The sequence below is a fragment of the Streptomyces sp. R35 genome (genome assembly GCF_041053035.1).
In the GTDB taxonomy this organism is placed as follows: Bacteria; Actinomycetota; Actinomycetes; order Streptomycetales; family Streptomycetaceae; genus Streptomyces; species Streptomyces lutosisoli.
Genome location: NZ_CP163440.1, coordinates 8,609,460 through 8,621,379, shown reverse-complemented (window position 1 = coordinate 8,621,379; position 11,920 = coordinate 8,609,460). Strand labels below are relative to the sequence as shown.

The window sequence follows — 11,920 nt, the reverse complement described above, 5'->3', positions numbered from 1 at the left end:
GGCCGTATGTGATGGTTCCGGCGGTGCTAGGAGTCGCGGCGCTCTGCGCTGAGCGCCTGCACCTCGTCGTACGACGGCACAGTGCCCTGAGGCGACCGCCCGCCCCGGATGTCCGCCACCGCCTCCAGGACCGCGCCGAGCGCCCGCCGGTAGAGCAGCGAGCCGAGGCTGATCCGGCTTACACCCAGGTCGCCGAGGTGGGCGACGGTCGGGCCTGAGGGCGAGTAGAGGATGTTGAGCGGGACGTCGAGGGTCTTCAGCAGGGCGGTGATCCGGGACGGGTCGGTCAGGCCCGGGACGAACACGCCGTCGGCGCCCGCCTGTTGGTAGGCGTCGAGGCGGCGGAGCGTCTCCCGCTCGTCCTTGTCTCCGTCGCCCAGCCAGTGTGTGTCGGTGCGGGCGTTGACGAAGAGGTCCGGCACGGCGGCCTTCACGGCGGCGATCTTCGCCGCGTGCAGTGCGGCGGAGCCGAGGCCGTCCTCCAGGTTGATGCCGACGGCTCCGGCGGCGGCCAGTTCGCGCGCGAACTCGGCTACCTGGTACGGGTCTTGGGAGAAGCCGTCCTCCGCGTCCACCGACAGCAGGTACGGGGCGGCGCTCAGGAGCCGGGTGAGGCTCAGCGTCAGGTCCCTGGTCGCCGCCGCGCCGTCCGGCAGACCGGCGGGCGCGGCCACGCCCAGACTCGTCGTGCCGATCGCCTCAAAACCCTGGGCGGCGAGAAGCGCCGCGGAGGCGTGGTCCCAGGCGTTGGGCAGGAGCAGAGGGGTGTCGGCGTGGTGGAGCGCGGCGAAGGGGGTCATGCCAGCTTTCCTACCGCATCGGCGTAGTACGTCGATCCCTTGAGGTGCAGGGCGAGTTCGCGGAACGTCCAGCCCTCGCCCGGGGAGTCGTCGAGCTGGTCGTCGGTCAGCGTGCCGAGCCGGTTCGCCCAGATCCGGGCGAGCCGGGTGAGGCGGCTGCGGGCCTCGTCCAGGTCTTCCCGCGTGAACGGCGCGAGGTCCGCCTCCGTGGTGCTCGCCGACGCGTGCCAGTGGTCGGGGCGCGGTTCCTCGCCCACGAGGCGGGCCTCCAGCTCGGCCAAGTGGTCGATGAGATGGTCGGCGACGCGGCGGACAGCCTTGTGCGGGGTGTAGACGCGGTCGTCGACGTGCGCGGGCTTGCCGTCCCAGGCGGTCCAGGTGGCCGCCAGGGCGAGGACGTGATCGACCATGGCGACAACGGCTTCAGCAGGTGTTTCCTTGGGGGAATCGGTCATGGGGGAACGCTAGAGGCGGAACACTTCGGCGCCCGCCGAACCGTACCCGCGGCCACAGACACACCCATGGACACACTCATGGGCACACCCACAGACACAGCCACAGCCACAGCCACAGCCACAGCGGCAACCTTTCCGCCATCGGCGGCGACTACCCGGCATGACCAACGCAAGACCCACCACAACGCACCGCCGTCGCCGTATCGCCCGCAAGCCCGTCGTGGGCGCGCTCGCGGCCGCCTCCCTGTTGGCCGGGGCCTGGTACGCGACCGCCAACGGGGCGACGACGGCCACCACCGGCCTCACCGTCACCAATACCACCGTGAGCCTGTCGGCGAAGTTCCCTTATCTGTCGGCCGGTTACAACAACAGCCGCGAGTGGACCCGGACGGCCACCGCCGTGGCGCCGAACGGCACCCTGCGCGTCGCCTGGCCCGCCTCCGACGGCATCCATGTCACACCGCTCACCGCGACGGGCAAGCGCTCCGGCGCCGACACGGTGGTCAAGGGCACCAAGGAGGTCGGCGGACTCGTCGCGCACAACGACGGGTTCGCGCTGCTGACCCGCGTCGCCGACACGAACAAGTGGAAGGAGACGGCGGCGGCGATCGTCCGCTACAAGAACGGCAAGCAGGCCTTCCGTACGAAGCTCACGGGCACCGCCTCGAACGACACTGCGCCGCTCCTCGACGGCCAGCTCACCTGGAACGGCACCAAGTACGGCACATACTTCGTGGTGCACGGCGCGGGGGGCTTCGCCGACGGCCACTACGGCGACAAGCTCACGTACGTCAGCTCCAAGGGGGCCAAGCTCAGCGGTGGCTGGAGCTGGGGTTGCAGCCACAACGAGGGCATCGCCCTGCACGCCGAGACGTCCGGCGCCTTCACCTCGCTCTGCTTCGACGACTGGCGCTCGGGCCTGTTCGTGTCGACGGGCATCGGCGCGCCCGACACCGCGCCGGTCGTGCAGCGCGAGCAGTGCTGGGCCGGCTACTGCGGCGGCACGTTCGCCGGCCGCACCGGCGACCTGGTGAAGTCCTCGACGGGCCGGTACGCCACCGTGTTCGCCTCCCGCGGCGCCGCCTCCGCCGCGAAGAACCCGGACGACGCGAGCGGCCGCGGCTGGACGGTGAAGCCGAAGACGAGCACCCACCAGGTGGCGGTGGCGTTCCTGAAGAACAAGACCACCCCGTCGGGCAAGCCCGTCTACCTGACCAGCGCCAAGGGCACCGAGAACGTCAACGTCCACGTCGCCCCGTACGGCAAGGACCGGCTGCTGGTCTCCTGGGAGTCCCTGAAGAACGCCAAGTGCTCGGCCGGCACCTGCACGGGGACCTTCACCGGCACCCACCTGCGTCTCATCGACTGGACCGGGAAGTTCCAGAGCGCGGACAAGGTCGTCGGGGCCCGGATCACCGGTGACATCGCCGTGTCGGCGAACGGCGCGCTCACCTGGGCGTACGCCCCCGTCACGCCCTCGTACACCACGGCGCTCAACGGCGCGTCCCCGACCTCGACGACCCTGAAGATCGCTCGCGTCACCCCGTAGGACGCCTCATGCCGGGGTGAGCGGGCGTCTGTGTGCCGTCCACCGTCATCGTCACCGTTCCGCCGGACGGGGCGGTGATGGTGGACTCGGCGTCGAGGGAGAGCGGGCTCAGATACGACGTGCCGGTCACGGTCCACGTCGAACCGCCGGTCAGTGGCCGCGTACCTCGGCCACACCGTCGCCCAGCCGCACCCGGACCTCGCGCCCTCCGCTCCAGGTGACTGTCAACTCCCCCGTCCCGTCCACCCGCACGGCCGCTGCTTCCGCCACCGAAACAGGGTCCGGCTCGGCGGTGAGGCGGGCGAGCGCCACGAAGAGAGAGGCTTCTCCGGTGACGGTGCCCATCAGGCCTGTCGGGTCCGCCAGGTCCGTCGGCGCCTCCAACAGGCCGTGCACGGGCAGCAGTTCTGCACTCGCGTCGCCCTTCGCCGTCCACCCCGTGACCCGCACCCCGGTCCCGGGGGCCGCTCCCGCCACCACATGGGCCCGCACCTCCACCGCGCCGTGCGCGAGGACCAGGCTGGTGACCCGGGCACCGCCGCCCGCCGTGTGCCGCGACGCGACCCAGCCCTCGCCCACCCCCAGCGGCTCGATGCCTGTACGGCTCGGATCGTCGCCGACGATCACACTGTTGTCGTACGACGGTGACGGCTCCGTCGCCGTCGAATACGCGAGCCGCGTGTAGTACGGGTCGTAGCGGACGTCCTCGCTGCCGTGGTTGTGGAGGCGGACCAGGCCGTCCGAACTGGTCGACTGGAGAAGCCAGTTGGGCGGGCCGACCGGGGTGACGGCGTCGGCGCGGTCCGTCGGGCCCGGGTCCTCCCGCGCCGTCCAGACCTCGTGCTCCGGCGGCAGGAGGAGCCCGACGAACGCCTTGCTCGCCCAGTACGGGGAGGCCGGTCCCGAATAGCCTTGCAGCACAGCCTCGTTGGGGCCGTGCCAGCCGAGACTGAGCAGGCCCCGGTCGTCCACCGCGCCCCGGTCGAGGAAGTGGCGCAGGGCGCCGGAGGACAGCCGCCGGGTCTCGCCCGGCGACAGCGGCGTACGGCCCGTGAGGGCGCCGAGCCACAGCGGTGCGGTGGTCGCGAAGCGGTAGGTCAGGGAGCGGCCCTGGAGCATCGGCGCGCCGTCACCGCCGAACAGCCGGGCGTAGTCGGCCAGATGGGTCTCCAGACGGCCGCCGTACAGGTCGAGCAGGCGCGTGTCGCCGGAGAGCCACGCGTGCAGCACCGGGTACAGGTGCATCGCCCAGCCGTTGTAGTAGTCGTACTTCCGGCCGTCGCCGTCGGTGTACCAGCCGTCGCCCACGTACCACTGCTCGATGCGCTCCAGGCCGCGGTCGATCGCGGCGGCGGACGCCTCGGGCTCGTATCCGATCTCCTGGAGGAAACCGCCGACCGTCACCGGGAACAACTCCCAGTTGCAGGGCCAGGGTTCGGCCGTCAGGCCGTCGCCGAGCCACTCCGCGGCCCGCTGCCGTACGCCGTCGTCGAGGCGGTCCCACAGCAGCGGCCGGGTCAGCCGCAGCGCGAGGGCGATCGACGCGGCCTCGACGAGCGGCTGGCCGCGGTCCTCGATGCGGGGCCAGACACCGGCGGTTCCGGCGGCGAGGCCGTCCGCGTACCGCTCCAGGACCTTCTCGTCGCGGCGGAAGGCCGCGAGCAGCAGCGTACGGGCGTAGCCCTCCAGGCCGTCCGAGAGCCTGCCGGACCAGCTCGTGTGCTCCCCGGGGAGGTGGTAGAGCGCGCCGTCCCCGGTGGCGTACGGCGCGACGGCGGCGAGGAGGTTGTCCGCGACCGCCTCCCAGTGGGCGCGCGTGTAGCCGGTGTACGGGCTGAGGGTGCGGTCCTCGGAAGGCTCGGAGAGCTCGAAGGACTCGAACGACTCGGAGGACTTGGCCGACTCGGCGGACTCGGCGGACTCAGAGGGCATCGTTTCGGGCTTCCTGTCTCACTGCGGTCCGGGCGGTGGATACCTGGGGCGCCCCGGTTCCGGTCGGGACGCCCCAGGGGCTCATCCCACCCTCACCTGGCCGTCCGGCACCAGATGCTGGGCGACGAGTTCGTCACGGACCAGACCCGCGTACACCGTCGCGCCGTGCACCGAGGTGTGCGTGTTGTCCCGTTTCTCGTTGTAGAGGTAGATCGCCTTGGAGCCCTCGACGCCCAGGGATTCGACGAGGGCCTTGGTCTTGGCCGTCAGGTCGATGAGCGGGACGTTCTCGGCGGCGGCGACCGAGCGGATGACGGCCGGGTGGTCGACGCCGAGGCCGTTCACCAGCAGCGCGATGTTGTTGTTCAGGGTGCCGTCCGCGTTGAACCAGCGGCGCACGATCGGGGTGACGAGGACCGGCTCGCCGCCCTGGGCGCGCACGCCCGCGACGAGGGTTTCGAGGTTCGCGCGATACGTCGCCTCGTCGGTCGTCTTGTCGTTGTGCGCGAGCTGGATGAGCACCAGGTCATGCTCGCGGATCAGCGGCTGGACGGTCGGGAAGAGCGCCGGGGTGGCGAGGTAGGTGACCGTACTCTCGCCGGAGTCCGCGTAGTTGGCGACCGAGAGGCCCTTGCGCAGGTACTGCGGCAGCTGCTGGCCCCAGCCCGAGTACGGGTCGCCGGGCTGGTCGCACACCGTCGAGTCGCCGACCAGGAAGATCTGGCGGGTGTGCGGGCGAGCGGGGGTCACCCGGATGTCGGCCAGCGCGGGGGCCGAACCGCCGATGACGAGGTCCAGGCCCGGGGTGCCCTCGGGCCCTGTCGGCTCGCCCTCGGGGGTGCGGACGTTCACGGTGAAGCTGCGGGCCACCCGCCCGCCGGCCTCGGTGGCGGTCTCGGGAAGCAGGGAGCGGCGGGTCTCGCCGCTGATGGCGGTACTGGCCGCGGTGTCCCCGCCGAGCAGCACCTTCACGTCGTACGTGCCGGGCGCGACGTCGAAGTGGCAGGCGGTCGCGGTGCAGTTCTCCAGGCCCAGGGCGCGCGACCCCTCGTCCGACCCGGCCTGCGCCGGGGTGACCGACAGCGCGGTGGCGGCGACGACCGCCACCAGCACGGCGGTGTTGAAACGTCTCATGTGCGGCTCCTCCAACAGGGCGACAGGACCTGGCGGCTGGACCGTACCGCTCCGAGCAAGCGCTTTCTAGTCCTTGGATCGATTTCACATGATTGCCAACTCCAGGAGCACGTAAGGCCTTTCGCGAAATCGATTCAACTGTCACGCTGCGAGACACCCGCACCCCCACACCTCCCGAAGGAGGCACCCCCATGTCCGGATCCGCTCCCAGACCGGTCCGCCGCCGCACCTTCGTTCTCGGCACCGCCGCCGCGGCCGGTTCGGCCGCCCTCGCCGGCCCCCTCGCCACGACGGCGAGCGCGGCGAGCTTCGGCTACACGGACGACGGTTCGAACTACGTCATCGACACCGGCGCGAACCTGGTCTTCAAGGTCAGCAAGACCAACGGCGACCTGACGTCACTGGTCTACAAGGGCACGGAGTACCAGGGCTACGGCGGCAAGAACTCGCACGTCGAGTCGGGGCTCGGCACCTCCACCGTGACGATCGCGCAGTCCGGTTCGACGATCCTCGTCTCCGTCGCGTACGGCACGCTCAAGCACTACTACGCGGCCCGCAGCGGCGAGAACAACGTCTATCTGTGGACCAACAAGGCCGACACCTCGGTCAGCGCGACCCGCTACATCGTGCGGGTCAAGGCGGGCCTGTTCCTCAACGACGAGCCCGATTCCTACACATACGCGCCCACCACCATCGAGGCCTCGGACGTCTTCCAGAAGTCCGACGGCCAGACCCGCTCCAAGCACTACTCGAAGCGCCGCGTCATCGACTACGACTACGTCGGCTGGACCACCGGAAGCGTCGGTCTGTGGGTCGTGCGCAGCAACCACGAGAAGGCCTCGGGCGGCCCGTTCTACCGCTCCCTGCTGCGCCACCAGAGCGCGGACGGCGGCGGGCTGTACGAGATCCTCTACTACGGCGAGAACCAGACCGAGGCCCAGCGCTTCGGGCTCCAGGGCCCGTACGTCATCGCCCTCACGGACGGCGGGGCGCCCTCGTCCTCGCTGTACCCGGGTACCCTCAGCACCTCATGGGCGGACTCGCTCGGCATCTCCGGGTACGTCGCCGCGAGCGGTCGCGGCCGGGTCGCGGGCGTCGGGATCTCCGGGCGCGACACGGCGTACGCGTACACGGTCGGGCTCGCCAACTCCGGTGCCCAGTACTGGGGTTCGGCACGGGCGTCCGACGGCTACTACTCGATCGCGGGCGTCCTGCCGGGGACGTACACGCTGACCGTCTTCAAGGGCGAACTCGCCGTCTACACCACCTCGGTGACGGTCACGGCGGGTGCCACGACCACCCTCAACACGATCGCGATCCCCTCCTCCAACGACCCGAGCAACGCGAGCGCGATCTGGCGGATCGGCAACTGGGACGGCACGCCGAGCGGGTTCAAGAACGCGGACCTGATGACGTACGCGCATCCGTCGGACGTCCGGGCCTCGGCGTGGACCGGCAACGTGGTGATCGGCAGCGGCAGCGAGACGTCGGCCTTCCCCGCGTACATCTGGAAGGACGTCAACAGCGGTCTGCTGGTCTACTTCAAGCTGACCGCGGCGCAGGCCGCCGCCGCGCACACGCTGCGGATCGGGGTGACGACGGCGTACGCCAACGGCCGCCCGCAGGTCACCGTCAACAGCTGGGTGTCGTCGATCCCCTCGCCGCCCACACAACCGAGCACGCGATCACTGACGGTGGGTTCGTATCGCGGCAACAACAACACGTTCACCTACAGCGTTCCGGCCAGCGCGTGGCTCACGGACACCAGCCAGTACAACGTGCTGAAGATCGACGTGGTGAGCGGTTCGGGGACGACGGCGTTCCTGAGCGCGGGAACGTCCATCGACGCACTGGATCTGCTGGCCTGACCCCCCGTGACCCGGCACCGCTTGTCAGCGGTGCCGGGTACCTTTTTCCCTCATGAGTTCCCCCATGAGCGACGAGACGACGGCTGCCTCCGGGCCGATCGCGCCCGACCGGCTCACGATCGTTCCGGCCGACGAGGCGTCGTGGGACGACCTGCGGGCGATCTTCGGGACAACCGACTACCCGGGCAAGTGCCAGTGCCAGCGCTACAAGATCCGCGGCGCCCAGTGGGGTTCGGTCCCCGACGCCGAGCGCGCGGAGCGGCTGCGTGAGCAGACCGGGTGCGACAACCCGGAGGCCCGCTCCACCAGCGGTCTTGTCGCGTACCTCGACGGGGAGCCGGTCGGCTGGTGCGCGGTCGAACCGCGCACCGCCTACCCGCGCCTGCTGAGCACGCGTACCCCGTGGACCGGGCGTGCCGAGGACAAGTCGGACGACGGCGTCTGGGCCGTCACATGCTTCGTCACCCGCAAGGGTTTCCGCAAACGCGGCATCACCTACGCGCTGGCCCGCGCCACGGTCGGATTCGCCCGGGACCGCGGGGCGCGAGCGCTGGAGGGCTACGCGATGCTGACCCAGCCCGGCAAGGAGATCACCTGGGGCGAACTCCACGTGGGCAGTCGCGAGGTGTTCGCCGACGCCGGCTTCGCCGAGGTGAGTCGCCCCAGCCCTCGGCGGGCCGTCATGCGCGTCGACTTCTAGGTGGTGCTCAAGTGCCGCGTGTCCACTGCTGGTTGGTGCCCCCGTTGCAGGTGTACGTGATGATCGCGGCGGAGTTGGCGGTGGACGCGCCGTTCACGTCCAGGCACTCGCCGCTCGCGCGGGACTTGATGAGGACGTAACTGCCCGAGGTGGTGACCGACCACTGCTGGGTGGTGGCGCCGGCGCAGTTCTCCTGGGTGACGTTGGTGGCGTTCTCCGTCAGGCACAGGGAGCTTCCCCGGCCCATCAGCTCGTAGTAGCCGCTGCCCATGTCCTTGAACCAGAACTTCTGGTTGTTGCCGCTGTTGCAGGTGTACTGGGTGAGCGCGATGCCCTGCCACAACGACTGACTGGGGATGTCGGCGCACTTGGCGGAGTGACGGGCCGTCAGGGTCTCGTAGGTGGCGGAGTTTCCGCTGACCGTGCCGGCGGTCGTGTCGACGGTGACCTCCGGGGACCAGGACATCGACATCGTGGTCGTCGTCGGGAAGGTCAACGGCAGCCATACGTAACGCGAGTCGTTGACCGTGCCCCCGAAGGAGTTGCCCCAGCGGTCGCCCATGTAGAGGTACGAGGTGCCCGAAGTCCCCTGCACAGGAAGGACGTAGGCGGTCTGCGAGCCGTACGCGGTCGAGTCACCGACGTTCGTCATCGCGGTCCACGGCCCGGCGAGGGAGGTGGCGGTCGCGTACTGCTGCTGGTTGGGGTTCCAGCCCGTGGCGGCCGAAGTCAGCATGAAGTAGACGCCGTTGCGCTTGAACAGGGCCGGTGCCTCACGGTGTCCGCCGTGCCAGGGGTCGGCGACGAGACTGTCGATGCCGGTGTAGTCGGCGGTGAGCTTGTAGATCTGGAGGTCGTAGTTCTCGCGGGCGGCCGAGATCATGTAGCCGGTGCCGTCCGTGTCGACGAACGTCGTGATGTCCCGGGACATGTACTGGCCGAGCGGCTGGAAGCTGCCCTGGTAGCTGTAGTTGCCGTCGACCGTGTCCGAGACGGCGACGGCGGCACGCGCCTCGCTGTAGTCGACGCCGTTCTCCTTGTGCATCCACATCACGAACTTGCCGGTGGACGCGTTGTACATGACCTTCGGCCGCTCGATGTAGGCGGTCCCCAGCTCGGAGGCGCTGGACTGGGTCAGGACGTGATTGCGGAACTCCCAGCTCTTCAGGTCGGTGGAGCGGTAGGCGTCGACGTACTTGAAGGTGTTGTCGGCGTTGCGGTCCTCGCCGAACCAGTAGTAGTAGCTGCCGACCTTGATGACCCCGCCGCCGTGCGCGTGCACTCCGGCACCCGAAGTGTCCGTGAACTGGGTGCCGTTGGTGATGGTCTGGGCTGCGGCCTGGGCGGGCCCCGCGGTCACGAGCGCCGCGGCGAGTGCGCAGCACAGGGCGAGGAGGATTGCGTACACACGTCTCATCTCATGCCTCTCGGAGGAGGGGGCGTGGCAGGAAACGAAAGAGGTCCAACATTTTGAAACGACATCTGCCATTACCGAACGCCGAAAAGGTAAGGGTGTGTTACGGGAAGGTCAACGGGTCGGACAGAACTGAACACTTCTCTTCGAGCAAGCGCTTCCCGTACAGCGCCTGCGACTTGTGCGGCGGACGCTTCAGCCGGGGCGGTCGCCCGAGGCCAGGCGGGCTGCCTCCGCGTACGCCCCCACCAGCGGACGGCGGTCGCCCGCATGCCAGGCGAGGGCGAGCCGGCTCGGTGAGATGCCGCGCACGGGGCGGGTGACGACGCCGCCCCGGGTGAGCAGGGGCGCGTTGCCCGCGGCGAGCAGACAGACGCCGCGGCCGTCCACGAGGGCCTCGTACGTCTCGTCGGCGCTCGCGGCCTCCGCGCCGATCCGCGCCGGGCTCCCGGCGCGGGCGTCGAGGGCGAGCCAGTAGTCGCGCAGCACACCGGCGGACTTGGGGATCGCGATGAAGGGTTCGTCGAGGAGCTCCGCGAAGTCGATCTCCGGCCGGGGCGCGAGGGGATGCGTGTCCGGCAGCGCGACATGGCGGGGCTCCTCGGCCACCACCACCCACTCGTAGCGCTCCTCGTCCGGCACCGGCAGCCACACGAACGCCGCGTCCACCGAGCCGTCCGCGAGCCCTGCGCTGGAATCGGTCCAGCTCACCTGCCGCAGTTCGACCCTGGCCGCCGGGCACGCCTCGCTGAACCGTGACCTGATGGCCGGCAGCAGACCGCCGCGCCCCGGGCTCGTGCTCATGCCGACGACGAGGGTGGCCTGCTGCTCGGCCTTGGCGCGCTCGACGGCGTCGGACGCCGCGTCCCAGTCGGCGAGCACCCGGCGCGCGTACGGCAGCAGGGCCGAACCCACCGCGGTCAGCCGCACGCCCTGCCGGTCCCGCTCGAACAGCTCCGCGCCCAGCTGCCGTTCCAGCATGCGGATCTGCTTGCTCAGCGCGGGCTGGGAGACGAAGAGGCGCTCGGCGGCACGCGTGAAGTGCAGGTCTTCGGCGACCGCGACGAAGTAGCGCAGGTCCCGTCCGTGAACGTCCATGGCCATAGCCATTGGTTATCACGAAGGGTCTTGGACGGGCGAGCGGGTGCGGGGCGAAGCTCGACATATCGAAGGCAAGAACGCACGAGGGAATGTACGAGGGAGTCGGACATGAGCAAGGTGTGGCTGGTCACCGGCGCGAACAGCGGTTTCGGACGGGCCTTCGTCGAGGCGGCCGTCACGGAGGGAGACGTCGTGGTCGCCACGGCCCGCAGGCCCGAGGCACTGGCGGACCTGGTGGCGGCGCACCCCGACCAGGTCGAGGCGCTCGCCCTCGATGTCACGGACCCGGAGGGCATCGACTCCGTCGTGGCCGATGTGGTGAAGCGGCACGGGCGGGTCGACGTCCTGGTCAACAACGCGGGCCGCACCCATGTCGGCGCCGCCGAGGAGACCACGGACAGCGAGCTGCGGTCCCTGTTCGACCTGCACTTCTTCGGGCCCGCGGCACTGGTGCGGGCCGTCCTTCCGCACATGCGGGAGCGGCGCTCGGGGGCGATCGTCCAGATGAGCAGCATGGGCGGGCAGATGACGTACCCGGGGTTCTCCGCGTACTGCGGCACGAAGTTCGCGCTCGAAGGCTTCTCGGACGCGCTGGCGGCCGAGGTCGGCCCGCTCGGCATCAAGGTGCTGATCGTGGAGCCGGGCGCGTTCCGTACGAACCTGATGGGAGCGGCCGGCGTGAGTGAGGAGATCGCCGACTACGCGGCCACGGTCGGCCCGACCCGCCAGGCCGTCGCCGCCGGTGACGGCGCCCAGCCCGGCGACCCGGCGAGGGGCGTCGCGGCGGTACTGACCGCACTCGCCGCCGAGCACACCCCGCTGCGGCTGCCGCTCGGTGACGACGGCGTCGATGCCGTGACCGGCCAGCTCGACGCGCAGCGTGCGGAGATCGCGGTGTGGGAGAAGGTGGCACGGGATACGGCGTTCGACGTGTGACGGCTAGCCCCTGACGCCGACCCCGGCGCCG

The 11,920-nt window shown here is 70.3% G+C and carries 11 protein-coding genes; 4 read left to right on the top strand and 7 right to left on the bottom strand.

The window, feature by feature from the left end:
• Window positions 1–26 precede the first annotated feature (26 nt).
• Together AB5J50_RS38780 and AB5J50_RS38775 are read right to left on the bottom strand one after the other, a co-directional pair.
• Complete coding sequence (locus tag AB5J50_RS38780; protein ID WP_369263358.1) at window positions 27–800, bottom strand: isocitrate lyase/phosphoenolpyruvate mutase family protein; 774 nt, start codon at window positions 798–800, stop codon at window positions 27–29.
• A complete protein-coding gene (locus AB5J50_RS38775; RefSeq protein ID WP_369263357.1) occupies window positions 797–1,255 on the bottom strand; it encodes a hypothetical protein in 459 nt (152 codons plus the stop codon). Before AB5J50_RS38775 ends, AB5J50_RS38780 begins: the two co-directional genes overlap by 4 nt.
• Before the next feature lie 160 nt (window positions 1,256–1,415).
• Here AB5J50_RS38775 and AB5J50_RS38770 point away from each other — a divergent pair, with 160 nt between their 5' ends.
• Window positions 1,416–2,804: a hypothetical protein gene (locus AB5J50_RS38770; RefSeq protein ID WP_369263356.1), complete on the top strand. Its 1,389-nt coding sequence runs from the start codon at window positions 1,416–1,418 to the stop codon at window positions 2,802–2,804.
• Here the strand turns inward: AB5J50_RS38770 and AB5J50_RS38765 are convergent.
• From AB5J50_RS38765 to AB5J50_RS38755, 3 genes are all read right to left on the bottom strand, one after another.
• Window positions 2,794–2,934: a hypothetical protein gene (locus AB5J50_RS38765; RefSeq protein ID WP_369263355.1), complete on the bottom strand. Its 141-nt coding sequence runs from the start codon at window positions 2,932–2,934 to the stop codon at window positions 2,794–2,796. The two genes, AB5J50_RS38770 and AB5J50_RS38765, sit on opposite strands and share 11 nt — an antisense overlap.
• A gap of 20 nt (window positions 2,935–2,954) precedes the next feature.
• On the bottom strand, window positions 2,955–4,736 hold the full coding sequence (locus AB5J50_RS38760) for a DUF2264 domain-containing protein (RefSeq protein WP_369263354.1): 1,782 nt from the start codon (window positions 4,734–4,736) through the stop codon (window positions 2,955–2,957).
• Between the two features lie 81 nt (window positions 4,737–4,817).
• Window positions 4,818–5,870 (bottom strand): rhamnogalacturonan acetylesterase, encoded by a 1,053-nt coding sequence (locus tag AB5J50_RS38755; RefSeq protein ID WP_369263353.1) that lies wholly within the window; start codon window positions 5,868–5,870, stop codon window positions 4,818–4,820.
• Window positions 5,871–6,061: 191 nt separating this feature from the next.
• Here AB5J50_RS38755 and AB5J50_RS38750 point away from each other — a divergent pair, with 191 nt between their 5' ends.
• Window positions 6,062–7,738, top strand: a complete 1,677-nt coding sequence (locus AB5J50_RS38750; protein WP_369263352.1) for a rhamnogalacturonan lyase B N-terminal domain-containing protein — start codon at window positions 6,062–6,064, stop codon at window positions 7,736–7,738.
• 52 nt (window positions 7,739–7,790) lie between these two features.
• Window positions 7,791–8,438, top strand: coding sequence for an N-acetyltransferase family protein (locus tag AB5J50_RS38745; protein ID WP_369263351.1), 648 nt, complete (start codon window positions 7,791–7,793; stop codon window positions 8,436–8,438).
• 7 nt (window positions 8,439–8,445) lie between these two features.
• On the opposite strand, the gene AB5J50_RS38740 is transcribed toward AB5J50_RS38745, so the two are convergent.
• The gene (locus tag AB5J50_RS38740; RefSeq protein WP_369263350.1) at window positions 8,446–9,855 is read right to left on the bottom strand and encodes an RICIN domain-containing protein; all 1,410 of its coding nucleotides are present in this window, start codon (window positions 9,853–9,855) and stop codon (window positions 8,446–8,448) included.
• Window positions 9,856–10,047: 192 nt separating this feature from the next.
• Window positions 10,048–10,956 (bottom strand): LysR family transcriptional regulator, encoded by a 909-nt coding sequence (locus tag AB5J50_RS38735; protein ID WP_369263349.1) that lies wholly within the window; start codon window positions 10,954–10,956, stop codon window positions 10,048–10,050.
• Between the two features lie 105 nt (window positions 10,957–11,061).
• Between AB5J50_RS38735 and AB5J50_RS38730 the strand changes: the two genes are divergently transcribed.
• Window positions 11,062–11,889: an oxidoreductase gene (locus AB5J50_RS38730; RefSeq protein ID WP_369263348.1), complete on the top strand. Its 828-nt coding sequence runs from the start codon at window positions 11,062–11,064 to the stop codon at window positions 11,887–11,889.
• The last annotated feature ends 31 nt before the right edge of the window (window positions 11,890–11,920 follow it).